Source organism: Vagococcus fluvialis (assembly GCF_048815235.1).
Lineage (GTDB): Bacteria > Bacillota > Bacilli > Lactobacillales > Vagococcaceae > Vagococcus.
In genome coordinates, this window is sequence record NZ_JBMEAO010000003.1 from 137,687 (window position 1) to 162,775 (window position 25,089).

At 32.1% G+C, this 25,089-nt stretch carries 31 protein-coding genes; 29 read left to right on the plus strand and 2 right to left on the minus strand.

All coding sequences use genetic code 11. The annotated features are described in order from the left end of the window. The first annotated feature begins 9 nt into the window (after positions 1 to 9). From ACODH8_RS03115 to ACODH8_RS03125, 3 genes are all read left to right on the plus strand, one after another. Complete coding sequence (locus tag ACODH8_RS03115) at positions 10 to 930, plus strand: DUF1803 domain-containing protein (RefSeq protein WP_332466195.1); 921 nt, start codon at positions 10 to 12, stop codon at positions 928 to 930. A gap of 65 nt (positions 931 to 995) precedes the next feature. Continuing rightward, positions 996 to 1,340 (plus strand): thioredoxin family protein, encoded by a 345-nt coding sequence (locus ACODH8_RS03120; RefSeq protein WP_332466196.1) that lies wholly within the window; start codon positions 996 to 998, stop codon positions 1,338 to 1,340. A 10-nt stretch (positions 1,341 to 1,350) separates the two neighbouring features. Then, on the plus strand, positions 1,351 to 1,707 hold the full coding sequence (locus ACODH8_RS03125) for a hypothetical protein (RefSeq protein WP_332466197.1): 357 nt from the start codon (positions 1,351 to 1,353) through the stop codon (positions 1,705 to 1,707). Between the two features lie 37 nt (positions 1,708 to 1,744). Here the strand turns inward: ACODH8_RS03125 and ACODH8_RS03130 are convergent, their stop codons facing one another. Together ACODH8_RS03130 and motA are read right to left on the minus strand one after the other, a co-directional pair. Next, a complete protein-coding gene (locus tag ACODH8_RS03130; RefSeq protein WP_332466198.1) occupies positions 1,745 to 2,545 on the minus strand; it encodes a flagellar motor protein MotB in 801 nt (266 codons plus the stop codon). Positions 2,546 to 2,571: 26 nt separating this feature from the next. Further along, positions 2,572 to 3,339 (minus strand): flagellar motor stator protein MotA, encoded by a 768-nt coding sequence (gene motA, locus ACODH8_RS03135; protein WP_332466199.1) that lies wholly within the window; start codon positions 3,337 to 3,339, stop codon positions 2,572 to 2,574. 510 nt (positions 3,340 to 3,849) lie between these two features. Between motA and flgB the strand changes: the two genes are divergently transcribed. The 26 genes from flgB to fliY all read left to right on the plus strand — a co-directional run bounded on the left by flgB (position 3,850) and on the right by fliY (position 25,071). Continuing rightward, positions 3,850 to 4,236 (plus strand): flagellar basal body rod protein FlgB, encoded by a 387-nt coding sequence (flgB, locus tag ACODH8_RS03140; RefSeq protein WP_332466200.1) that lies wholly within the window; start codon positions 3,850 to 3,852, stop codon positions 4,234 to 4,236. Between the two features lie 18 nt (positions 4,237 to 4,254). Continuing rightward, a complete protein-coding gene (flgC, locus tag ACODH8_RS03145) occupies positions 4,255 to 4,674 on the plus strand; it encodes a flagellar basal body rod protein FlgC (protein ID WP_332466201.1) in 420 nt (139 codons plus the stop codon). 28 nt (positions 4,675 to 4,702) lie between these two features. Then, a complete protein-coding gene (gene fliE, locus ACODH8_RS03150) occupies positions 4,703 to 5,035 on the plus strand; it encodes a flagellar hook-basal body complex protein FliE (RefSeq protein WP_332466202.1) in 333 nt (110 codons plus the stop codon). A gap of 29 nt (positions 5,036 to 5,064) precedes the next feature. Then, positions 5,065 to 6,690, plus strand: coding sequence for a flagellar basal-body MS-ring/collar protein FliF (gene fliF, locus ACODH8_RS03155; RefSeq protein WP_332466203.1), 1,626 nt, complete (start codon positions 5,065 to 5,067; stop codon positions 6,688 to 6,690). An 8-nt stretch (positions 6,691 to 6,698) separates the two neighbouring features. Next, on the plus strand, positions 6,699 to 7,703 hold the full coding sequence (gene fliG / locus ACODH8_RS03160) for a flagellar motor switch protein FliG (protein ID WP_332466204.1): 1,005 nt from the start codon (positions 6,699 to 6,701) through the stop codon (positions 7,701 to 7,703). After that, on the plus strand, positions 7,687 to 8,526 hold the full coding sequence (locus ACODH8_RS03165; protein WP_332466205.1) for a FliH/SctL family protein: 840 nt from the start codon (positions 7,687 to 7,689) through the stop codon (positions 8,524 to 8,526). Before fliG ends, ACODH8_RS03165 begins: the two co-directional genes overlap by 17 nt. Beyond that, a complete protein-coding gene (gene fliI / locus ACODH8_RS03170) occupies positions 8,519 to 9,847 on the plus strand; it encodes a flagellar protein export ATPase FliI (protein ID WP_332466206.1) in 1,329 nt (442 codons plus the stop codon). The genes ACODH8_RS03165 and fliI overlap by 8 nt, the downstream gene beginning before the upstream one ends. 17 nt (positions 9,848 to 9,864) lie before the next feature. Further along, complete coding sequence (gene fliJ, locus ACODH8_RS03175) at positions 9,865 to 10,299, plus strand: flagellar export protein FliJ (RefSeq protein WP_332466207.1); 435 nt, start codon at positions 9,865 to 9,867, stop codon at positions 10,297 to 10,299. Positions 10,300 to 10,316: 17 nt separating this feature from the next. Continuing rightward, complete coding sequence (locus ACODH8_RS03180; RefSeq protein WP_332466208.1) at positions 10,317 to 11,900, plus strand: flagellar hook-length control protein FliK; 1,584 nt, start codon at positions 10,317 to 10,319, stop codon at positions 11,898 to 11,900. A gap of 106 nt (positions 11,901 to 12,006) precedes the next feature. Further along, on the plus strand, positions 12,007 to 12,420 hold the full coding sequence (locus tag ACODH8_RS03185) for a flagellar basal body rod modification protein (RefSeq protein ID WP_420517497.1): 414 nt from the start codon (positions 12,007 to 12,009) through the stop codon (positions 12,418 to 12,420). Between the two features lie 132 nt (positions 12,421 to 12,552). Next, positions 12,553 to 13,500 carry a flagellar hook-basal body complex protein gene (locus ACODH8_RS03190; protein ID WP_332466210.1) on the plus strand — a complete coding sequence of 316 codons (948 nt, stop codon included), beginning with the start codon at positions 12,553 to 12,555 and terminating at the stop codon, positions 13,498 to 13,500. 42 nt (positions 13,501 to 13,542) lie between these two features. Further along, positions 13,543 to 13,749, plus strand: a complete 207-nt coding sequence (locus ACODH8_RS03195; RefSeq protein ID WP_332466211.1) for a flagellar FlbD family protein — start codon at positions 13,543 to 13,545, stop codon at positions 13,747 to 13,749. A gap of 14 nt (positions 13,750 to 13,763) precedes the next feature. Beyond that, complete coding sequence (locus ACODH8_RS03200) at positions 13,764 to 14,297, plus strand: flagellar basal body-associated FliL family protein (protein ID WP_332466212.1); 534 nt, start codon at positions 13,764 to 13,766, stop codon at positions 14,295 to 14,297. Positions 14,298 to 14,313: 16 nt separating this feature from the next. Beyond that, the gene (locus tag ACODH8_RS03205; RefSeq protein WP_332466213.1) at positions 14,314 to 14,697 is read left to right on the plus strand and encodes a flagellar biosynthetic protein FliO; all 384 of its coding nucleotides are present in this window, start codon (positions 14,314 to 14,316) and stop codon (positions 14,695 to 14,697) included. Next, positions 14,681 to 15,433 carry a flagellar type III secretion system pore protein FliP gene (gene fliP / locus ACODH8_RS03210; RefSeq protein WP_420517498.1) on the plus strand — a complete coding sequence of 251 codons (753 nt, stop codon included), beginning with the start codon at positions 14,681 to 14,683 and terminating at the stop codon, positions 15,431 to 15,433. Before ACODH8_RS03205 ends, fliP begins: the two co-directional genes overlap by 17 nt. A 13-nt stretch (positions 15,434 to 15,446) precedes the next feature. Further along, positions 15,447 to 15,710 (plus strand): flagellar biosynthesis protein FliQ, encoded by a 264-nt coding sequence (gene fliQ, locus ACODH8_RS03215; RefSeq protein ID WP_332466214.1) that lies wholly within the window; start codon positions 15,447 to 15,449, stop codon positions 15,708 to 15,710. Positions 15,711 to 15,724: 14 nt separating this feature from the next. After that, the gene (gene fliR, locus ACODH8_RS03220) at positions 15,725 to 16,483 is read left to right on the plus strand and encodes a flagellar biosynthetic protein FliR (protein ID WP_332466215.1); all 759 of its coding nucleotides are present in this window, start codon (positions 15,725 to 15,727) and stop codon (positions 16,481 to 16,483) included. Positions 16,484 to 16,487: 4 nt separating this feature from the next. Further along, positions 16,488 to 17,555: a flagellar biosynthesis protein FlhB gene (flhB, locus tag ACODH8_RS03225; protein ID WP_332466216.1), complete on the plus strand. Its 1,068-nt coding sequence runs from the start codon at positions 16,488 to 16,490 to the stop codon at positions 17,553 to 17,555. Between the two features lie 24 nt (positions 17,556 to 17,579). Next, the gene (flhA, locus tag ACODH8_RS03230; protein WP_332466217.1) at positions 17,580 to 19,655 is read left to right on the plus strand and encodes a flagellar biosynthesis protein FlhA; all 2,076 of its coding nucleotides are present in this window, start codon (positions 17,580 to 17,582) and stop codon (positions 19,653 to 19,655) included. A 44-nt stretch (positions 19,656 to 19,699) separates the two neighbouring features. Further along, positions 19,700 to 20,410 (plus strand): FliA/WhiG family RNA polymerase sigma factor, encoded by a 711-nt coding sequence (locus ACODH8_RS03235; RefSeq protein WP_332466218.1) that lies wholly within the window; start codon positions 19,700 to 19,702, stop codon positions 20,408 to 20,410. Next, entirely contained in the window at positions 20,407 to 21,114 is a 708-nt protein-coding gene (locus ACODH8_RS03240; protein WP_332466219.1) for a flagellar hook-basal body complex protein, read from the plus strand. Before ACODH8_RS03235 ends, ACODH8_RS03240 begins: the two co-directional genes overlap by 4 nt. An 18-nt stretch (positions 21,115 to 21,132) precedes the next feature. Further along, positions 21,133 to 21,870 (plus strand): flagellar hook-basal body protein, encoded by a 738-nt coding sequence (locus tag ACODH8_RS03245; RefSeq protein ID WP_332466220.1) that lies wholly within the window; start codon positions 21,133 to 21,135, stop codon positions 21,868 to 21,870. A 14-nt stretch (positions 21,871 to 21,884) separates the two neighbouring features. Beyond that, entirely contained in the window at positions 21,885 to 22,592 is a 708-nt protein-coding gene (locus ACODH8_RS03250; protein WP_332466221.1) for a cell division ATP-binding protein FtsE, read from the plus strand. A gap of 63 nt (positions 22,593 to 22,655) precedes the next feature. Then, positions 22,656 to 23,018, plus strand: a complete 363-nt coding sequence (locus ACODH8_RS03255) for a response regulator (RefSeq protein WP_332466222.1) — start codon at positions 22,656 to 22,658, stop codon at positions 23,016 to 23,018. A gap of 36 nt (positions 23,019 to 23,054) precedes the next feature. After that, positions 23,055 to 24,059, plus strand: coding sequence for a flagellar motor switch protein FliM (fliM, locus tag ACODH8_RS03260; protein ID WP_332466223.1), 1,005 nt, complete (start codon positions 23,055 to 23,057; stop codon positions 24,057 to 24,059). After that, complete coding sequence (fliY, locus tag ACODH8_RS03265; protein WP_332466224.1) at positions 24,052 to 25,071, plus strand: flagellar motor switch phosphatase FliY; 1,020 nt, start codon at positions 24,052 to 24,054, stop codon at positions 25,069 to 25,071. Before fliM ends, fliY begins: the two co-directional genes overlap by 8 nt. Positions 25,072 to 25,089: the final 18 nt, after the last annotated feature.

The following is a 25,089-nucleotide window of genomic DNA, read 5'->3' on the forward strand; positions in this document are numbered from 1 at the left end:
GTTATAGCTATGTTGATAAAAATGAATAATGACACCTTTAAAGCAGTTGAGATGGATTTGTTGAGTGATGATAGGTGTGAAAAATTAATCTCTTTTTTAGATGAAAAAAAACTTGAATCTCCTACTTTAAGAGAAATAAAAAGACATTTTTCGGAAGAATCTCTTGAAGATTCTTTTATTGATGATTTAGTGGGGATTGGCTTAATCAAAAGACACCATGGTAAGTATCAATTAGGCTTTCCGATTGTTACGGGAGAACAGCAGCAACAGACCTTTGAACAAGTAACACATCTGTTAGATAGTCAAATAAAAGAAGTACGTCAGTTGGTAAACAAGTTAGATATCAGTACTTTTGATTTTATCTATCATTTGTTTTTAGATGAAATCAGCAACCAAATAGTCCTTTATGAAGATACTGAATTAGCTAAAAGACTGTTAAGTTACCCCACGCGAATAACAAAAGTTGAAGGTAAAAGAACAACGTATGTCTCGTTAGGAACCTATGTCCCTTATTATAGCCACAATATATCAGATTATTTTAATTATTTAACTCGAAATCAAAGTGATTTACCAGAGCAATTTATTCAATTGAGAGATAGATTAGGAGACATTAATCCAGAGTATTTTATGAACTATTGTGATAGAAAGTTAAGACGAATGGAGAAGGGAAAATTAATTCCAGTTAATAAACCCGATTTATTTTTGGAAGCCTTATGTGATATGGAATATTGTAAAATTAGTGAGGAGTTTTATCAATTTAACATTGAAAAACTTGAATCCTCTTTGATATCGACTTGGTTGAATGAAATAAAAGGAAAATTGAATTGTGAAAATAAAGAACTTTCATTATTTCAATCACTGAGTGTATTAGATTGGTTTTTAGAAAATAATATAATTGAAAAACTTCAAACCCATCATGGTATGTTATAATAAGACATAATCCTTGGATAAACTTACCAATTTATATACAATAAGTAAGTAGAGAGGGGATTAATATGTTTAAAAAAATAAATAATATGACTGAACTTAATCAAAATATTAATGAGTCTCGTTTTTCATTTGTCTATTTTGGACATCCAGACTGTAGTGTATGTCATGGTTTAAAACCTCAAATTGATCAAAAATTAAAAGAGTTTGAGGGAGATGTCAATTTCATAGAAGTTGATACAAATGATGTACCTGAAGTAGCTGGAGAATATTCTATTATGACTGTACCAGTTGTGCTTCTTTTTGTGGAAGGGAAAGAATATATGCGTCAAGCGCGTTTTGTTCCAATTCAACCACTTTATGAACAAATGGATAAAATAGTTACAGGATTTAAGGAAAGTCAATCAAACTAGAGGTGAAATTATGAAAAAATTCTTTTCATTATTGGTAATGTTAGCTATTGTTGCAGGTGGGGGTTATTTTGTTTTTAATGAGTTTGTTAAAACCAAAACACCTGATGTTGTAGCAAAAGATACTGGATCAATCGCTGTAGAAGAGATTAATGACGAAGAATTCGCTAAAATTGATGGTGAAACAAAAGAGTTATTAAAAAAATATGACTTGGTTGAATCGTATGATTCTTTTGAAGAATTAAATAAAACTAAACAAGAGGATGAAAGTTATTTAGTTTCTAAATATGAAGGTAAAAAATTAACTCTTGTGAGTGCTTCTAAGCAAAAAGATGGTACAGTGGTAGCTATTTTTGAAGAACTAAAATAAAAAGCAGATAAATCAATTAATTGATTTATCTGCTTTTTTAGTCACGATTTTTTTTAACAACAAAAATTTCAACACGTCTGTTTTTCGCTCTGTTTTCATCATTATTATTTGGAACTTTAGGTTTGAATTCACCGTAAGCTTGAACAGAAACACGGTCTTCTTCAATACCGTGATGTTTAACTAATTGTTTCATAACTGCCATAGCTCGTGCAGAACTAAGTTCCCAGTTAGAAGAAAACTCTGTTGTGTTATTTGGCACGTTATCCGTATATCCGGCGACAATAATATCGTTGTCTAAATCGGTAAGTGACTCAGCAATTTTTTTTAGTAACTCTTCAACCTCATCAGTCACAGCGGCACTTCCTGGAGCAAATAACAAACCACTTTTAATAGCAATTCGTAAACCATCTTGTTCTAAATCAACGTCAATGTCTTCGCCAAAACCTTCTTTGGTTAAATCCTCTTTGATATTATCTCCAACAGATTGCATCCTTTCAACGTCTGATTGTTTTTCTTTTAACTCTTCAGCTTCTTGATCTTCTTTTTTTGACTTTTTATTTTTATCGTTTTTTTTGACTTGTTTTTCTTCAGTTTTGTCCTCTTTTTCAGCTTCTTTTTTTGGTGGATGTCCTGGGAGAATACCATCACTTCCACTAGGATCTTTTCCTGAAAAAATAATACTGAATTCATTGCCTAATTGTTCTATTTTTGAATCATCCGTTTTTGCCATAGCAAACATTACGATAAATAAAGCCAAAAGTAAGGTTAACATGTCGGCATAAGGAAGTAGCCACCCCTCATCGACGGGTTCTTCTACTTTTTTTGGTCTTTTTTTCATAAATTCACGACAACTTTCTATATAAATTACTTGCGATCATTTTTATCATTTGGATCTAACATAGCTTCAAGTTTTCTTTCAATTGTATTTGGATTATGGCCAGCCTGAATGGCAATAATACCTTCCACAGCTATTAACATATTTTGAACTTCGGCATCAGATTTACGGTTTAAACGAGTTCCAAAAGGAATAAGAAGCACATATCCAAAGAAAATTCCGTAAAGAGTCGCTACAAAGGCCGCAGAAATCATATGTCCAAGGGCATCAATATCGTTTAAATTACCAAGTGCTCCGATTAATCCGATTACGGCTCCTAATACTCCTAGAGTAGGAGAAGAAGAACCGGCAATTTTTAACATACTTGAACCCACTCGGTGACGTTCTTCAAGGGCTGATATTTCATTATGTAAGGTTTCTTCAATTTGTTCTACAGCAACACCATCGACAACCATCTCCATACCATTCTTTAAAAAAGAAGGTTCTAATTGATCAACTGTGGTTTCAAGGGCTAATATACCTTCTTGTCGAGCTTTTTGAGCAAGGGTCATAATCGTATCAACTAGCTCTTTAGAAGATGATCCGGTGTCAGGCTTAAAAAGAACGCCGAATATTTTTGGAAGTCTCTTAATATCACTACTTGGAAATGAATTAACAAGAGCAGCTAACGTACCTACACCAATAATAATAATCGCAGCAGGGTTTAGCAGTACCATAACGTCAGCACCTTTTACAATCATACCCACCACAACAGAGACAAACCCCATAATAATTCCTAATAATAAAAAGATATCCATTTCTAATCACCTAACCTATTTTATTTGTGTAAAAATAAAGAAAATATTTTATATTGTTTCATTGATTATAAATTCACATTATAAAAATACTACATTTATTGTTATCGGTACAATTCTAACAAATATTAATAGAAAAAATCAAAAAAAATGAGAAAATATTCATTTTAGGTGTTTTAATATCGAAAACTCATTGTAATTTATAAAAAAGTAGGATATATTTAAATAGTTATTTAAACTACATTAAAAAAATAAAATGAATTCTGAATCACAAATCGCTAATATACTATTTATCACTTATAGACTTATATCGGTTTATTTTACGTTTTATTTATTTTAAATTATCTATTAGTTCATTAATTAACGTCTAGTTATTAGATGTTAATAATTATTTTAATAATAATTTTGATGGTTAAATATATTAATAGAAATAAAAAAATAAATAAATTGTTATTGAATTAAAAAAACGATGTTATTTTAATTCAACTTTATCAGAATTAGTAAGGAGAAAAAATGACTTTTAACAATGTGAATATGTTAAATATGGCAATGGATGCTTCTGACTTGAGGCAAAAAACAATTTCAAATAATATTTCAAATATTAATACACCAGGATACAAAGTTGAAAGAGTTGTATTTGAGGAAAAGCTAAAACAAGCTAAAGGAACAGATGACTTAGGTTTAGTAAGAACAGATGATAAGCACTTGTTCATTAATGGTTATAAAAATTTAAATCCAGAGATTGCTAAAAAAACAAATACTTCAATAAAAGATAATGGAAACAATGTAGATTTAGACTATGAGATGAGTGAGAAGGTTGTCAATGAGCTTTATTACAGTGCTCTACAGAGACAGGTTAGCCACGAACTTTCACAATTAAATTATGTAATCAATCATTAATAGTAAGGAGTGAATAAAATGGGTGTATTTGATTCCTTTAATATCAATACAAGTGGATTGACCTTGGAGAGAATGAAATTAGACACGATATCAACAAATATCGCTAATGTTAATACAACAAGAACAGAAGAAGGCGGAGCTTATAAAAGAAAGACAGTCACTTTTCAAGAATCTTTGAGAAAAGAAACTGGCAGTCAACAGAAAAAAAGTTTCGGGGTTAGAACAACAGGTATTCGAGAAGATCAAGATACTAAGACCATTTATCAGCCAGATCATCCTGATGCTGATGAAGAAGGGTATGTTGAACTGCCGAATGTTAATTTAAGCGATGAGATGATTAACATGATGAATACACTAAGAACATATGAAGCAAACGTAACAGCTTTTGAATCAAGTAAAGCGATGATGAGAAAAGCACTTGAAATTTCAAAAGATTAATCCCCATTATATAGAAAGGAAGTAAAAAATGGATAATATAATTAGTCAACATGGTAATGCTATCAAAGATTATCAAACCCAATTAAAAGAAGCTTTTGGAGCAACGTCTCAAAATAAATTAACAGAAGAAACAACTCAAGAAAGTGAGTTTTCAAATTATTTATCAGAGGCTATTAATAAAGTAGATAAAGAAGTTGCTAATAGCAGTAATAATATTGAAAAATTAATTACAGGTGAATTGGATAATATGCACACAGCAATGATTGATATGAACAAGTCTCAACTCGTTTTACAGACAGCCGTTCAAGTGAGAAATAAATGTGTGGAATCATACAACGAAATCAAAAACATGCAATTTTAATTGAATGGCGAAGGGAAATGAAGTAGTAGATGGAAAAAGTACAGGAGCTGAAAGATACTGTCGTTGAGAAGTGGAAAAATTTAGGTCGATTAGCAAAGATTAGTATTATTTTAGCTTCAGTCAGCTTAATACTAATTATTGGTTTCTCAACTATTATGAATAACAAAACAAATTATGCCGTTTTGTTTTCTGATTTGTCAGATGTTGATTCAGGAAATATCACAAAAAACTTAGAAGAACGTGGCGTGAAATATAAGTTAGAAGATAATGGAAGTAAAGTTTTAGTCGAAGCAACAGAGATTGATAAGATCCGAATCGACTTAGCCGTTGAAGATCAACTTCCAAATAAATCAACTGGATTTGAAATATTTGACCAAAAAAATATGATGGCAACAGATGAAGATAGGAAAGTAATGTACCAACGAGCAGTTACTGGTGAATTACAAAGAGCTATTGAATCTTTAGAGGCTGTTAAAGAAGCCAAAGTCATGTTAGTAACACCTAACAAAAGTATTTTTGAAGAAAAAAATAAGGAAGCATCAGCTTCAATTATTCTAAAGTTAAAACCCAATCAAGGATTAAGTGAAGAGGCTATCAAAGGAATCGCTTCATTAGCAAGTGGTGCTGTTGAAAATTTACCTCAGAAAAATATAAAAATTGTTGATGAGCAAGGAAATGTCCTTTCTGATATTTTAAATGAAAATAAAGATATCAGTTCGACAGATTTAGCAGGAAAATATCAAAAGTTAAAAGATGATATTGAAGTAAGAATGGAAGAAAAAACAAATGATTTACTTGGAACACTATTCTCTGAAGATAAAATCAATGTGGCAGTTAATGTAGATTTAGATTTTGATTCAATTGAAAAAACAACTGTGACATATGATGATCCTAAGACGAGAAGTGAAGAAATACATGCCAGCTCAGATGGAGCAGGTATTGATACTCAAAAAATCGAAGGTGGCAATGTCGAGGATAATGTTTCAAATGTCATTGGGACAGATGGAGCTAATGGTAAGAACTATAACCATATTATCAACAATGAGCTTGATACAGAAACAACAAAAGTGTTAAATGCACCTGGTGTTGTTAAACGTGTAACGGCTTCTGTTTTAATAAACGAAAACCTTTCTGTTCAAGAAAAGAACCAAATTGAATCGTTAGTTCAATCAGCAGTTGGTTATGACCGTGAGCGTGGGGATCAAATAACGATTCAAGGGATGACTTTTACAACGCCTGATACAGAAGTGAAAGAAGAAGTTATTAATAAAGGACGTAGCTTGAGTGATTTATTCTTAAATCCAATTACAATTGCAATCATTGCTGTTTTAATTATTACAATTGCTATTGGTACTTACTTAGCTATTAAGAATAAGAGAAAAGAAGATGCGGAATTTGCAGAATATGAAGCATTGGATGTAACGAAAACAATTGTAGAAACAGAACCAACTGAAGTCGAACCAACAATAAAAGTAGAAGAAAAGGAATATCCTAAGCCAATGGAAAAATTATCTTTAAGTTCTATGGAAGAAGAAGATTTCGAAAAAGATGCAGTTGTAAAAACAATCGATAAGAAAGAACAAGCAAGACGTTATGCAAAAGAGAATCCTGAGGTAGCAGCGGATTTAATTAAAGTTTGGATGAAAGATGAGTAGGTGAATCAATGGAAAATGTAGATGGAACAAGAAAAGCAGCTCTTTTATTGATTTCCCTAGGAACTGAAACAGCCGCTTCAATAATGAAGTTATTACCTGAGAAGCATATTCAAAAAATTAGTTATGAAATTGCTAATATCGATTTTGTAGATGAAAAAGATAGAGATGCAGTAATCGATGAATTTATTACAATGTCAGCAGCAAGAGGCCATGTGATTGATGGGGGAATGAATTACGCCGCTGATTTATTAAACAAAGCTTTAGGTGCTCACAAAGCAAATGAAGTTATCGGGGTTCTTAACCAAATCCAATTAAGAAAACGTCCATTTGATATCGCGAGAAAAGCTGACCCACAACAGTTAACTAATATTTTATTAGGTGAAGCTTCTCAAACTGTCGCTTTAATATTGTGTTACATGCAACCTGATAAAGCCGCAGACGTTTTAGCAAATTTCCCAGAAAACAGACAATCTGAGATTGCTGAAAGAATTGGAACGATTTCTAGTACTTCCCCAATTATTATTGAAAAAATTGAGAAAGTAATTGAGAATAAATTCTCTAATTTTGTTGAGAATGAAGCTGAGAATGTTGGTGGAGTGAATACACTGGTAGATATCTTAAACTCTGTTGGTAGAAGTACAGAGAAAAATATTATTAGTGAACTTGAAAAACGCCAACCACAATTATCTGAAGAAGTTAAAGCTAATCTATTTACCTTTGAAGATATTACTATTCTTGAAAAATCAGATGTTCAAAAAGTTCTTCGTGAAGTTAACCATGATGTTCTGGTTATGGCTCTTAAAGGAGCAACTGAAAATATCAAGGAATTCATTTACAGTAATCAAAGTTCTCGTTCTGTAGAAATGCTAAAAGAAGATTTACAATTCTTAGGACCAGCTCGTTTATCAGCTGTTGAAGAAGCACAACAAAATATTGTTGCAATTATTCGTAAGCTAGATGAGCAAGGTGAAATTTATATAGGAAGAGGAGATCAAGATGCTGTCATCTCATAATTTTTATAAATCATCAGAGATGGTTGAAGAAAAAAAAGTCAGAAAGATTGAAACTTCTTATACCATTAAAAAAAAAGAACCAGCTCCTTTAAGCGAGGAAGAAAATAAGATACTAAAAGAAAATTATGCTCTAAACCATCATCAGCAACATCAATTTAAACTGTTCATGATGGATTTAGAAAATAATAAAAAGCATTTAAAAACAGTTTTTAAAAAAGAAAGAGATAAATTTTTTACTGAATTAAGAGAAATGAAACAACAAGTTTTAGAGCAAGCTAAACTTGAAGGAGAAGCTCTAAAAGAAGAAGCCTATCAAGAAGGATTAAAAGAAGGACAAAAAGATGGTTACGAATCTGGTCTTGAAAATGGATACGAAGCAGGTAAAAAAGAAGCGAATCATTTAAAAGAAAATGCTAATCAAGTGATTGAACAAGCACGAGAAGAAATGAGACTTTATCAAAAGAATAATCAACATGAATTTATTGAGTTAGCGACGATTATGGCTGAAACAATTATTAATCGAGAATTAAGTCTTTCTGAAACAGATTTAAAATTTTTACTTGATCCAATTATTAATAAACTTGAAAAAGCAGACAATTTTATTACTGTTTATGTTCCTAAAGCTAATTTAGAGAATACTAAAAATTATATGAATGATCTTAAAGATACATTCAGTGATATGAAATTTGCAGTATTAGTAGATGAGTCATTAGAAAAAAATGGTTGTGTCATTGAGACTAATTATGAAGTAATTGATTTACAACTTCGCAAACAATTAGACCAGATGCTAGCAGAATTAACGAAAGAAGGTCCATATGAATAATTTTGAACCACTCAGAGTTGTGAAAAATCGGTTATCTAAAAAAAGTTACGCTACAGTATTAGGTAAAGTTAGTCAGGTAGTTGGTTTAATCATCAAAGTTGAAGGTTTGGATGTTTTTGTTGGTGAAGTTTGTGAAATAGAAATCTCGAAAACTAAAAAAATAGTGCTTGCCGAGGTAGTAGGATTCATTAATAAAACAGTTTTATTAATGCCATTAGATGAGTTAAATGGAATTGGACCTGGTTGCTTAGTTCGACCAACTGGATCAGCACTGGAAGTTGAAATCAATGATGACCTATTAGGTAAAACACTTGATGGGTTAGGACGAGTCTTAACGGGTGAAGAAATTTCTAACGGGAAAAAATACCCAGTAGATCAAGAATCACCAGATCCTTTCAAAAGAAGACGAATTGAAGACGTTATGAGTACAGGTGTCAAAGCGATTGATGGCATTCTTACTGTGGGTGAAGGTCAACGTTTAGGAATTTTCGCCGGAAGTGGTGTGGGTAAGAGTACTCTACTAGGTATGATTGCTAGAAACTGTGAAGCAGATGTTATTGTTATTGGCTTAATTGGCGAGCGTGGGCGTGAGGTAACTGAATTTATTGAAAATGATTTAGGTCCTGAAGGCTCCAAAAAATCAGTTATTGTATGCGCCACATCAGACCAACCACCCTTAGTTAGACTTAAAGGTGCATTTGTGGCAACTGCAGTAGCAGAGTATTACCGTGATCAAGGAAAAAAAGTGATCTTAATGATGGATTCAGTCACACGTTTTGCGATGGCACAACGAGAGATTGGGTTAGCTACAGGAGAGCCACCAACATCGAAAGGTTATACGCCATCAGTTTTCGCGATGCTACCTCGTTTATTGGAAAGAAGTGGTATGTCAGATAAGGGTTCTATAACTGCCTTTTATACTGTTTTAGTAGAAGGTGACGACATGAATGAGCCTATTGCTGACGCAGTGAGAGGGATATTAGATGGCCATGTGGTGCTATCTAGGAAAATTGCTGGTGAAAACCATTATCCAGCAATAGACATCCAACAAAGTTTAAGCCGTTTAATGAAAAGTATTGTACCAAAAGAACAAAACGAACAAGCTGGTAAGTTAAAAGAAAACTTAGCAATTTATGCAGATGCGAAAGATTTAATAGATATTGGAGCCTACAAAGTAGGAACCAATCCAAAAGTGGATCAAGCTATCGAACTTCAAGGAATCATTAAAAACTTTTTAGTTCAAAAGGTAGACGAACCATCTAGTTATAAAGAAACCGTTGAAAAATTAAATCAAGTTTTTACTTTAAAACAAGCTAGATAATAAGAGGTGTATGCCGAATGAGTCGATATAAATTTTCACTTGATAATGTTCTAAATTGGAGACAATCTGAAGAAGATGAAGCCAAAAGAAGTTTTTTAGTTTATCAAGAAGCACAGAGAGAACAAGAAGAAATATTAGAATCTATTGTATCTGCTAGTGAAGAAATGAAAAAATCAACTTTAAACTTAGTCGATATTAATTGTTTAAGACAACAATATGAATATAAAAATCATTTAGAAAATGAGATTGTGAAGCAACAACAAACAGTCAACCAGTACATGAATGAGACAGAGAAAATGAAAGAGGTCTTTGTCGGTGCTCAAAAAGAAAGAAAAATAATGGAACGCTTAAAAGAAAAGCACTACGAACATTATCTTTCTGAAATCAAATACGAAGAGCAAAAAGAGTTAGATGAAATGGGAACACTCAGATTTGGAAAATCTGCAGTGTAAAAGGGGAGGCTCAATCAATGCCAGATATGATGAACATCGATGTGTCAGTTTTATTGAATCAAGAAGCGGTAAATATGACTGGAAGCACTCATTCTGAAAATTCAGAGCTATTTACAGAGTTATTAAATCAGCATTTACATAAAAATGAAGAGAAAAGATCTGAGATAGAGCCTGAGCTTAACGTTTTTACTGATTCAAATGGCATCGAAGAAAAAGTGGAATTAACGGATACAACTGAATCTGATATAAAAACTAATGATAAAAAGTCAATTTCTGATTTAGAAGATAATACCTCTAAAGGCTCATCAGTAAGAAAAAAAACGCATGATTCAGAAAAAGATTCAAAATTAGAGCTTATAAGTAATGGTGTGATTAGCAATATCTACTCTACTAGGATGGAGATAGCACCTTTCAATGAAGAGTTCGTGATCGATTCAATTAAAGCAGAGATGGAACAAAATGTTGTGTTAGCTCCTCAAATTGTGACAGAATTCAAAGATGATTTGAATGAAGAGACAATGGATGTGTCTAACTTAACAAGCATGGATTTAGACATAGCAAGTCAATTGCAATTTAAAGATAATATAAATATAAATCAACAAAATGAAATTGAAGCAAGTAATATTATTGATTTAAGGTCAGAACTTAATTTACCTAACAAGGTTCTAACACGAGAATTTATTAATCAGTTAACTTCAATAAATGATGCGAATGAACAAGCAGATATTTCGATGTTTCCTTTAAAAGAGGCAGAGCAAGACATCTCTATGGACTATAAATTTTCAACAATTGAAAATCAAGATAAGGTTGTTCATTTATCGGATAATTTAAGTGTCGAAAATAGTTTAAAAAAAGAGATGCTGAATCTAGCAAACAGTAAACAACAAACTGACGAACTAAATGTTACAGAAAACACAACTTTAGATTTTGTAAGTGATGTAGCAGTAGATGAACTGGTGACTTCAGGTAATACAGTAGAAGAAATTATAAATCACGATGAAGATATTTCATTAAAAGCAGATAGTGAAGAGTTATTGATTGAAAATGAGGAATTTGGAGCTAATAAGTCTGTATTAATTCCAGATCATTCTATTCAATCAACAGACATGACTACATCAAAGGAATCAAACCAGCTAAATAGTTCTGAGAGAATATTGTTTGAAGAAGAAACGGTGCCAAACATTGTATCAAAAGTTGAAATAGAAGCTAATAACGTAACTGAATTTGAACCTGCACAGTTTAAACTAGCAATGAAACCTGAAAATTTAGGGGAACTAGAAGTAGTTTTAACTAAAAAGGATGGTAAGTTATCCGCAGAATTTATGGTGAAAGACAATGTTGTGAAAGAAGCATTAGAACAACAATTACCAAAGTTACAAGATAGTTTATTTCAACAAAATATTGCTATTGAAAAAGCAACTGTTGTTGTTAAGCTACCTACCCCACATGGTTTTGATTTTGGTGGTGATTTAAGCCAAAGGCAACAAAATAAACAAAATCAATTTAAAGGGAATCAACAAAAGAGAAATTATGATTCATCTGAAGACTTTAAAGAAATAGAAGTTATTAAAGAACAAGATTCAATTAATATTTTAGTTTAAGTAAGAGGTGAATGAATATGCCAGAGATGTTTGGTATGGAAAGAACAAATAATGATTATACAGGTGGTTACGCACCGACTAATAAAAAAATCAAAACGGTTTAGATATGGATGGCTTCTTAAAAATATTAGCTGCTTCAATGGCCAATCCAAGTTTCGATGGTTCAGATGGTGGAAATGGAACAGACTACATCACACAAATGGTAACCTTTGCTACTTTAGAACAATTACAAGAAATTGGTGAGGATTTAGAGTATACCATGATGATGGCCCATCAACAGCAAGCCATAGGTTTAATTGGTGAAACCGTAACTGTTGTAGTTGGAAAAGATGAAACAGTTGAAGGCGTTGTTGAACAAGTTAAATTTTATGGTGGTATGGCAACAATCGTCATTGATGGCGAAGATTATCTAATGAGCCAAGTATCTACTATTGGAGCTGGTCCTAAAAAAGAACCTGGAGACGGTGGAGAAGTTGAAGAAAAACCAGATCCTAAGCCGGAGGAACCATCAACTGATTAAAATCTGACAAAACAAGTCATAAAAATATAAACCAGATTTTACAGTGATATAAATGAGTTTTTAGATAAAAATTTATTTATATTGACTGAAAAATAAAAAAAGCACTTTAAGTGTATTTAAGGGGAGAAACTAATGCTAAACTCGATGAATTCAGGCGTAAGTGGCATGAAGAGTCAACAGACAAAAATGGATGTTACGGCAAATAATATTGCAAACGTTAATACTTATGGATATAAGTCAGAACGTGTAACTTTCCAAGATGTGATGAGTAACACTGAAGCAAATGGACAAGCACCAGGAATGAACGGAAGCGGTGGAGTTAATCCTAAGCAAGTAGGTCTAGGTGTTCAAGTAGGTTCAATTGATAAAAATAATACAATTGGAACCCCTCAGCCGACAGGTCGTCCGCTAGATTTTGCTTTAGATGATCAAGGATACTTTGTTTTACAAAAAGATGATGGCGATGAAACTAAATATTACACTCGTAATGGAGCCTTTACATTAGATGCAAATGGTACATTAACAAATGTTGATGGCTATAAGGTAATGGGATATCAAACGGCAGATGGGCAACCGATTCAAAATAATAAAGAGTTTAATGCTCAAGAAGATTTATCTGAACCAGTTGGACCAATTACAATTCCAAATAAATTAACAGTCCCTGAATTAGATGAAGAAGGTAATCCTGTTTTAGATGATGATGGTAATCCAGCTATGAAAGAAATCACTTTAATGAACTTCACAATTGGACAAGATGGTTTAGTTACAGGTCGTTATAGCGATGATAATACTTATGTGATCGGTCAAGTAGCTGTAACAACATTTGCCAATCCAGATGGGTTAGAAAAAACAGGTGGAAATAACTATGTTCAATCAGGTAACTCTGGTGAACCAAATTATGTAAGAGCTGGAAGTAGTGGAAGTGGTCGTTTAATTCAAGGTGCCCTTGAAGGATCTAACGTTGATTTAGCTACTGAATTTACAGATATGATTATTACAAGTAGAGCATACCAAGCCAATTCAAGAACAATTACAACTTCTGATGAAATGTTACAAGAGTTAATTAACTTGAAACGATAATTAGTTAGTGCAGTTCAGGGCTTGGAAGAAAGAAGGTAAAGAATGATTAAAGTAACTGGAATCGACAATCAAGAATTTTACTTAAATTCTAGTATGATTTATCGGATTGACCAAGCTCCTGACACTGTCATTACATTGTCGGATGGTAAAGCGATTATGGTCATGGAAAGTATTGATGAAATAATAGAACGTATAAAGACATTTCAAAGAGATGTTTTCCAAATGAATCATCTTCAAAGTGATAAGTAAAGGAGGAGTTAGAGATGGCAAAAGAAGAAGTTGTAGAAGAACAAGAAGTTCTTGAAGAAGAACAAGAACAAGAAGTGAAAAAAAAGAGTAAACCGACTGGAAAAATAATATTGATTGTTGTTATTTCAGTGGTTTGTGTTGTAGCTGCTACAGCCGGTACTATTTTAGGCAATGTTTTGTCAGGAAAAGTTCAACCAAAACAAGCAACAGAAGCAGTTGAAAATAAATACAATAAAGATGAAGTATCCGTACCTTTAGACGAATTTTTAGTTAATTTAGCTGATAGTGAAGATGGAGAAACTTCTTACATCCGCACAGAAATTTCGTTACTAACAAATAACGCAAAAAATGCTGAAATTATTGAAAGTAATAAAGACTTGGTACGTGATAGTGTCATTAATAAATTGAGACAAAAAGATGCCAGTGCTATTTTAGCAGATAAAAACGGAGTTAATAATCTGAAAGAAGAATTAAGAGATCAGATTAATAAAGATTATGGCTCAGCTTTAATCAGGGAAGTTTTTATTACTAATTTAGTGATTCAATAGACGAGAAGGAGAAAGAATGGCAAGTATTTTTTTACTTTTTAAAACCATAGTATTCTTGTTAGTGATTATTGTTTTAATAAAAATATCATTAACTAGCATGAAAAAGTACTCTCATAATCAAAGTAAAAGTATTGAGATTGTTGAGCGACTAACAGTCGGAAAAGAATCTTCACTTAGTATTGTTTTAGTTTGTGGGAAATACTATTTAATGAGCATGACACCAAGTACTAATGAATTAATAAGGGAATTAGATGAAGAAGATGTTAGGTTATTGTTGGAGCAAAAAGAAACAGAAGCAGCATTAAGAGTTAAAAATCAGGAAAAGGTATTATCATATGTTCCAGATTTTTCTAGTGTGTTAAAGAAAAGAAAGGGGACAAAGAATGAAAAAATTAATTAAATCGTTGATGGCATTTATTATTCTTTGTCTATCTTTTACACCATTAAAAGTAATTGCAGCTGATGTGGATGAATTAACTGATACAGTAGGAAAATTGGTGGGTACAACAGGAAGTACAGAACCAGTGAAATTATTCGTACTGATGACAGTTTTAACACTGATACCAACAATACTGATACTGACCACTTCCTTTACCCGAATTATTATGGTTTTATCATTTGTAAGAAACTCATTAGGAACACAACAAACGCCTCCTAATCAAGTATTAATTGGGATTGCATTATTCTTAACGTTTTTCATTATGCAACCTACTTACTCGGAAGTAAATAAGACTGCTATTCAGCCTCTCGTTAAAGATGAAATTAGTCAATCTGAGGCAATCGTTTTAGCAGAAAAACCGCTAAAAGAGTTTATGTTAAAACAAACACGAGAAAAGGATTTGGAATTATTTGTTAAAAATTCTAATCAAAAAAAAGTAAACAAACCTGAAGAATTACCAATGCACATTGTAACACCAGCCTTTTTAATCAGTGAACTTAGAACAGCTTTTAGTATAGGGTTCTTAATATTTATACCGTTTCTGATTATCGATATGGTCGTTTCAAGTATATTAATGTCAATGGGGATGTTTATGTTATCGCCAGTAATGATTTCTTTACCTTTTAAGTTGTTACTTTTTGTATTAGTCGATGGTTGGTATTTAATTGTCGAAACTTTAGTAAGAGGTTTCTTATAGAAAGGATCATTATATGACAATAGAACTTGTTTTGGACGTTATGCATCAAGCTTTTTTAAAAATTATCTTGATTGCAGGACCGATATTGCTCGTAGCGATGGTTGTAGGATTAGTGATAAGTATTATTCAAGCAACCACACAGATTCAAGAGCAAACCTTAAGTTTTGTGCCTAAGTTATTAGTTGTTTTTTTCTTTTTGATTATCCTAGGCAATTTCATGTTAAATATTTTAGTTGAATTTACAAAAGATTTATTCAACATTATGGCTTCGTTGTAAAGTAGGTGCTGACAATGAACGCTATGTTAATAACGTATATATTGGTTTTTGCTAGAATTTCTAGCTTTATGGTTAGTGTTCCTGGCTTTTCAATTAAACAAGCACCGATTATTTTAAAAGTTGCCCTTAGTTTTTTTATCTCAGTTATCGTCTACAGTATGATTCCTGACTTAATTGTTGTCCCTAACCTGATTGTCTTTACTTTTTTAGTTATTAAAGAAATATTAGTTGGGATAGCTTTGGGATTTGTTGTTCAGTTAATTTTTTCAGCTGTTGAAATGGCAGGGCAGTTAATTGACTTTCAAGTAGGTTTTTCTATGGGAGCAGCCTATGATCCAACCGTTGGTATTCAAGCTTCTAACTACGGTCGTCTTTATTATTGGTTAGCTTTAATGCTGTTTTTCTTATCAGATATGCACCATATTGTTTTAAAGAATTTAATTAGTTCTTTCGACATGTTGCCATTAACAGAAGCTAGTTTAGGTGGTAATACGGTAGAAGGAATTGTTCGATTATTTGTTGAAATGTTTCAAGTTAGTTTTATGTTAGCAGCTCCGGTTGTCTTAGTGGCTCTAGTAACAGACTGTGTACTTGGAATTGTTTCAAGAAGTGTGCCACAGATTAACGTATTAATGTTAGGGATGCCAATGAAAATATTGATTAGTTTCTTTTTCATTTTGTTATTTTTACCCAATTTTATGCAATTAGTTAATAATATTTTTCCAGAAATAGATCGATACATGAAAGAATTTGTAGAGTCGTTAGCGAGGTGAGGAAATGTCTGATAAGGATGGAAAAACAGAAAAACCCAGTCCCAAGAAGCTGAGGGATGCTCGAAAAAAAGGAGAACTTGTAAAAAGTCCAGATTTAGTGTCAGCTACCTCATTTTTAATTTTCTCAGTTTTTTTTATCCCGTTATGGGAGTCGGTCATAAGACAGTGTACTCGCTTACTGCAAAGTAGTTTCTCAATTCAGTATCATCATGATGGTTTAGAGAACAATATAAATGCATTAGGTGTTCAAAGTATTTTAACTTTTTTACTCATTATTGCACCGTTTTTCGGGATTGCTTTTTTTAGCGCTTGGATAAGTAATTTACTTCAAGTTGGATTTCTATTTACAGGAACTCCTTTGAAACCAAGTTTTAAAAAGCTTAACCCTATTAGTGGTTTTAAAAATTTATTTAATAAAAAAGCATTATTCACTCTTTTAAAAAATTTAGGTAAGTTAGCTCTAGTTTTTTATATCACGTTACAAGAAATTAGTTCTGTATTAGATAGCTTTTTTAATGCAGGATTTGTTGGTATTGAAGCGTTACCGATTTTTATTTTAGACTTTCTTCAAACACTAAGTTTAAAAATTGCGATGATCTTGTTTGTTTTAGGTATCATTGATTACGGCGTTCAGTGGTTCTCATTTAGGAAAAAAATGAAAATGAGTAAGCAAGAAGTAAAAGATGAATACAAACAACAAGAAGGAGATCAATTAGTTAAATCTCAACGAAAAAGTAAGTATATGCAATTAATTAATGGGATGATGAGTCAAGTAAAGGATTCAACCGTTGTTGTTACCAATCCAACCCATTTAGCAATTGCTATCAAATATGACAAAGAAAACAACGGTGCGCCAGTAGTGGTTGCTAAAGGAGCAGACAATATTGCTCAAATGATAAGGGAAGAGGCCAAGAAAAATAATGTGCCGATTTTAGAGAACAAACCTGTCGCCCGTTCACTATATAAAACAACTGAAGTAGGGCAAGCTATTCCAGTTGATATGTATGAAACAGTAGCCGAAATATTAGCATTTGTCTATCAGGCAAATGAGCAAAATAAATATAAAATATAACCTAATAAGGAGGAACTTATAACTGTGGTTTCAAAAATAAATCTAAGAAGTTTTAATTATTCTGATATCATTGTGTCATTTGTTGTCGTATCTGTTATCGGATTAATTATCATACCACTACCCAGTTCTTTTCTTGATTTTTTAATCATCATTAATATTACAGTAGGAATAAATATTCTTTTAATCACGCTTTTTACTAAAAATGTATTAGAATTCGCAACTTTTCCAACTCTGTTACTTTTAACAACCATGTTTAGACTAGGTCTTAATATTGCGTCAACGAGACTTGTTTTAACAAAAGGAAATGCGGGAAAAGTTATTGACGCTTTTGCTGACGTTGTTGCTGGTAATAATTATGTGGTTGGTGCTGTAATCTTCATTATCATTACCATTATTCAAATGGTAGTTGTTACAAATGGTGCGGGTAGGGTTTCAGAAGTATCCGCTAGATTTACATTAGATGCAATGCCAGGGAAGCAAATGGCCATCGATGCGGATTTAAGTTCAGGACTTATTACTGAAGATGAGGCGAAAGAAAGACGTAAAAATTTACAAAGAGAAGCTAGTTTTTACGGTGCCATGGATGGAGCTAGTAAATTTGTAAAAGGTGATGCGATTGCAGGGATTATTATTACCTTAATCAACCTTGTTGGTGGGATATTAATTTTCTCAGTTGGACAAGGAATGGAAGTAACAGAAGCATTAAATAAATTTGGTAAGTTAACAATTGGTGATGGGTTAGTCAGTCAAATACCTTCACTATTAATATCAGTATCTTCAGGTATTATTGTAACGCGTTCAGATGATAACAATACATTTGGATCAGCCATCAGTAAAGATTTCTTCCCTAATCCGTTAATTGCAGGAATTGTAGCCGCAGTTCTCTTCATTATGGGATTAGTACCAGGGTTCCCATTAATTCCGTTCTTTATTTTGGGAGCAGGATTTGGATTTATTGCTTTTAAAAAATATCAAAATCAAGATTTAGAAGATCAAAAATTAGCTGAACAAAAACAAGAAATGTTATTACTTCAAAAAGAGCAAGAACTAGAAGAAGACGATACAGTTTCTTCTTTCCAAGTAGAGCCAGTTTCCATTGAAATCGGTTATACATTGATTCCAATGACAGATGATAGTTTAGATAATTCTTTAATGAAGCAAATTATTAATATTAGAAAACAATGTGCTCATGAATTAGGTGTTTTATTAACACCTATCAGAATTAGAGATAACTTGCAATTAGGTCCAAATGACTATTGCATTAAAATCAAAGGGAATGAAGTGGCTCGTGGTGAAATCTATACCAACAAATTAATGGTAATCAATCCTGAAAATGAACAACTGAATTTAGAGGGGATTGAAGCGAAAGAACCAGCCTTTGGTTTAGATGCTTTATGGATTGATGAACGAGATAAAGATGTTGCTGAGATACATGGAGCGACAATTGTTGAACCTGTTACCGTTATTGCAACACATTTAAAAGAAGTCATTTTTAGTAATACTGCAGAATTATTAGGCCGTCAAGAAGTTAAACACTTACTAGAAGGTATCAAAGATAAATATAATGTAGTTATTGATGAATTGATACCAGATATTTTACGTTTAGGTGAGGTACAGAAAGTATTACAAAATTTATTAAGAGAGCAAATTCCAATTAATGATTTAGTGACCATACTTGAAACCTTAGCAGATTTTGGGATGATGACTAAAGATATTGAAGTTTTAACAGAGCATGTTAGACAAGCACTGAAACGAACTATTTCAAAACAATATTTAGGAACAGATGGTGTCTTAAGAGTAATCACGATTCATCCTGAGCTTGAAGATATGATTGCTAAGAATACCCAAAAAACAACATCAGGTTCGATTCCAGTTCTTAAACCAGAAATAATCAATCAAGTATTTGACTCAATAAACAGTGTTCATCAGAAATTAACAGCCGAAAATGTACCACACGTTATTTTAGCCTCGCCTAATACACGTGTCATGTTTAAAAAATTAATTTCATATAATTTTCCAAACTTAGCAGTGCTGTCATTAAATGAAGTTCCTAATGAAGTTGCTATTGAAACAGTTGGTATGATTTCACTAAATGGTTAAGAAATCTTCAAACTTGATACGTAATATGGAGGGGAGGCGTTAGTGTGTACGAAGTTGATTATGAGCAAGAAATTGTCAAGCATTTGCCATTTGTTAGGCGGGTAGTCAATCGAATAGACATTAAATCCACAGAATATGATAAAGATGATTTATTTAATATTGGTGTAATCGGATTAATGGATGCACTAAAAAAATACGATGCATCCAAAAAAGTAACATTTGAAAGTTATGCTTATATTCGAGTAAAAGGAGCCATTATTGATGAAGTTAGAAAAACGTCAAGGATGTCTCGTACAAGAATGTCGCATCTAGATAGTTATTATAAAGCAAAAGAAAAAATAGAACGTGAAAAAATGTGTGAGGCAACGGATCAGGAGATTTGTAAAGAACTTGATATTAGTAGTAAACAATTAGCGAAAATTCATGAGACAGTTCATTACTTAGCCAATTTGTCTTTAGACGATACCATTTTTACTAACCATGGTGAAACCATGGAATTAAAAGATTTAGTGGAAGACACTAGTAAAGTTCCAATTGATCAACTTCTAGAAGACGATGAAAAAAGAGCAGCTTTAAGAAGAGCTGTTGAAAAATTACCTGAAAGAGATCAAATTGTTTTAAATCTCTACTATGTTGAAGAGCTAACACTAAAGGAAATTGCTGACATATTGGATATATCAGTTCCTAGAGTTTCTCAAATACACGGTAAAACATTGATAAAACTAAAAAAACTAATTGAGGATGATTTAGAATGATTCGAAGTACCTACACCCTACAAAGAAATTTAAGTGTTTTACAAACAAAACAAGAAAATACAAGTTCTAATGTTGCCAACTTGAATACTACTGGTTATAAATCACAACAAGTTGTTCAAAAAACGGACAAAGAATATCAATTACATAATTATACGGCAGGACCGAAAGCTAACAAACGCCAAAATATTGGTGGTTTTACTTTTGGGAATAAAGTTGATGAAATCGTTAAGGATATGTCAGCAGGGACATTTAAATCAACTAATAAAAAAAGTGATTTTGCGGTGTTTGGTGAAGGGTACTTCAGTGTTCAATTACCAAATGGAGAGACTGGTTATACTAAAAATGGTCACTTTCAAGTGAATGATCAAAATCAATTAGTCACTCAAGAAGGTTACTTAGTATTATCACAAAACGGTGGACCTATAGATGCTAGAGAAGCTAATCCACAATTTCAATTAATAAGATTTACAGATCAAGGAGATTTAGTCGCAAGAGGAGAAACAACTTTTACTGCAACTAACCCAGGAGTTCAAGATAGAGAAAGTACTGTGAGAACAAGTATGTTAGAAGGTTCAAACGTTAATATGGTTGATGAGATGACTAATTTAATGGATACAGCTAGACAATTTGAAATCAATCAAAAAGCATTATTAACCTCTGATGAAACCCTCAGAAAATTAGCCAATGAAGTTGGTCGTGTTTAGAAAGAAGGAAAAAATAAAATGAATCCAAGTTTAGCGATTAGTAAGAGTGGTATGAACGGCTTACAAACTAATTTAGATATTATTTCAAATAACGTAGCTAATTCGAGTACAGTTGGCTTTAAAGAACAGAACACAAATTTCCATGAACTTTTAAGAGAAGATACAACTTCAAGAGATCAATTATTAATTAATGGTATTTCTAGAGGTATGAAGACCGAGATGGGGCAGTTAAACCTAACTCAAGGAGGGTTAATACCTAGTACGAATGATTTTGACTTAGCCTTAGTAGGGGATGGCTTTTTTGGTGTTAGACTTCCAAATAATGAATTAGTTTATACAAGAGACGGTTCATTTAGAATGGATTCAGAAGGAACACTTAGAACAAGCACTGGTAATAGAGTTGAGATGACTTATCAAGTTCCTCAAAATCAGTGGCCTACAGGAAAACCAAGCGTAAATGAAAATGGTCAAGTCACTGTAAAAGGACAACTTGTAGGTGAAATTGCCGTTTTTAATAGTGATCAAGCTGAACAATTAACTGAGATTGGTGGCAATTTATATCAATTACCTAATGGGGTTAATTCGCAAAGAATGGCTAATCCATCAATTAAACAGCATTATTTGGAAGCATCAAATGTTGATTTAGCAACTTCAATGACAGATATGATTGTCACTCAAAGAGCGTATTCTTTAAACGCTAAAGTGATTCAATCAACTGATGACATGATGCAAATTATTAATAATTTTAAACAGTAAAAGGAAGGTATTTTATGATTAGGTTTATAAATGTACTTAAAAACTATACAAATGTTATAGCGTTAAACAATGTTTCATTAGAGGTTGAGCAAGGGGAGTTTGCTTATTTAGTTGGTCCAAGTGGTGCAGGAAAGTCAACATTAATAAAACTCTTAACTTGTGAAGAGCGTCTAACAACAGGTAGTTTAACGATTGGTAACATAGATGTGAAACAATTACCTGATCATAAAATACCTGACTTTCGCAGACAAATAGGCGTTATTCCGCAGGACTTTTTCTTGATTGAGGGTTTAACGATTTATAAAAATTTAGTTTATGTCCTTAAAGCAATTGAGACTGAACGGAAACTAATTAAAGAAAAAGCTCTTAGAGCCTTAGAAGAAGTAGGCATGTTAGAGTTCAAAAATTTTTATCCTAGCGAATTATCAGTAGGTCAAATTCAAAAGATTGCTATTGCTAGAGCAATCTTAAATGAACCTAAAATACTATTAGCGGATGAACCTACAGGGAATTTAGATAGTAAATCAGCTATTGAGGTTATGAAAATTTTATACCAACTAAATCAAAAAGGGACAACAATATTAATGGCAACTCACAATTCTACGATAGTTAATACCATAAGATATCGTGTTCTTGAAATTAATAAAGGATGTATTGTAAGAGATCAGCACCAAGGAGCGTATGGTAGGTGGACTGATAATAGAGATGTATTCGTCATCTAGAAACACCGTTATCAAATATGTGCGTGCAAAAATCTAATTGGAATTTGGAAAGTAGGGGAAAACATGTCAAAGACTGTTTTAGTTGTAGATGATGCTGTTTTTATGAGAATGAAGCTCAAGGATTTATTGGAAAAAAATGGATACGAAGTAATAGGGGAAGCTCAAAACGGTGTCGAAGCCATTGAAAAATATAAAGCAATCAAACCTGATGTTATTCTAATGGACATTATTATGCCAGAAATGGATGGTATTGAAGCTATCAAACGAATAAAAAAAATGGATTCAGAAGCTAAAATTATTGTTTGTAGTGCTATGGGACAACAATCAATTGTAATGGAAGCTATCCATGAAGGGGCTATAGATTTTATAGTCAAACCATTTAATGCAAATAGAGTAATTCAAGCATTAGAGAAAATAGAAGATTAAGAGAACGGAAATTTTTATTGAAAATGAGGGATTAAATTGACCCAATTATTAACACAACAAGAAATAGACTCATTGTTAAGTGCCATTAGTCGTGGTGAAATTGATGAGGAATCTTATTTACATAAACAAGAGAAGAGCAATATAAAAAGTTATGATTTCAAGCGACCTACAAAACTGTCTAAAGATTATATTAATACACTATTTATGATTTTTGAAGATTTTTGTAAGTATGCAGGAAATCATCTAACAACGCAGATGAGAACCAATGTATCAGTTCAATTAGCTTCTGTTGAACAGATTAGCTACGATGAATTTATTCATTCGATTCCAAAATTTACATTATTAGGTTTATTTCACTCAGCACCATTAAATGGCATTCAAATGATTGAAATCAATCCTCAATTTTGCCAATTATTAGTTGAACTGTTATGTGGTGGAAATGAATCAGGAATTGATAAAAATAGTAAAAAAGAAAAGAAAAGTTTTACCGATATTGAATTATCTATTTTAGAAGAAATTTTTAAGGTGTTTATCTTAGCTTTTGAAAATGTTTGGTCTGAAGTTGAAACGTTAGATTGCCAATTAGATGGGCTAGATACAAATCCACAGCTATTACAAAATATGTCACCTAATGAACCCGTAGTATTAGTGACCTGTCGCGTGACAATTCTAAATCAAAAAACATTTATTAATTTATGTGTTCCGTATATTTTCTTTGAGGCTATTATGGATAAATTGAGTCTTAAAAACTGGTTTGATTCTGATAATCAGTTTAGTCAAGAAGACACAGAGAACCTGCAAAAAAATATTGAAGGGGTTCAATTAGAATTAAAAACGTTATTAGGTCGTAACACAATGACTTTATCAGATATTGTTAAACTAGAAGTGGGAGATGCTATTAGTTTAAATCAAAAAATTTCGGATCCACTTAATATGTACATTGAAGATGAATTATTTGCCTTGGTGAAACCAGGTCAAAAAGAGAGTTCACTCGCTATAGAAGTATTAGAATTATCAGAAGGAGAAACAGATCATGAATGAAAATATAACCCATTTTGAAGTTGATGAAAATGCATTAAATCTTATTGGAGAATTTGGTAAAGTAACAATGACTCAATGTAGTAGTACACTTTCATCTATTCTAAACAAGAATGTTACAATTACAAATCCTAGAGTAGAACATGTTCCTTTTAAAAATATTTTAGAAGAACTATCTATTCCTAAAGTATCTTCGATTGTTGAATTTAAAGAAGGATTAAAAGGAATTAGTATGTTACTTTTAAATGTTTCTGATGCCATTATCATTGCTGATATTATGACAGGTGGAACAGGAGAACCTATTAATACTAATTTTACTGAGATGGAATTAAGTGCAGTAAGTGAAGCCATTAATCAAATGATTGGTTCTTCAACAACTTCAGTTGCCACTATGATTGGTCAAAAAGTTGATATTTTCCAACCAAAAGTAAACTTATGGGAAAGTGAGTCTGAAGTTGATTATAAAGAAATCGGCTTAGATACTTTCGTTTCTAAAGTGACATTTGATTTAGAAGTTGAGGGTGTCATTCAAAGTGAGATATCTCAAGTCTTTTCAAAAGAGATGATGGAAGATATTGCCCAGTTAATGTTAAATCATACGAAAAATGAATCAGAAAGAAGTGTTAGTATGCCAGAGAATGAATTAGAAGAAAATACAGGAAAAAAAGAAAGAACAAGAAAACAAAGAACACGTAAAATTAGCATTCAACAACCAGAATTTGAAGATTTAGAAGAAGAACAAGTTGAATTAACAAATGATAATTTAGATTTATTAATGGATGTGCCTTTAGATTTTAGTGTTGTTTTAGGAAATAGTCGCAAATCTATCAAAGACATATTAAAATTAGGTGTAGGCTCTGTAGTTGAATTAGATAGATTAACAGATGAACCTTTAGATATTTATGTGAATAGTAAATTGATTGCTCAAGGAGAAGTTGTTGTTATTAACGAAAACTTCGGTATTAGAATTACAAGTATCTTATCTCAAAAACAAAGAATTAATAATTTAAACTAAAACTGAATAAGTCTAGAA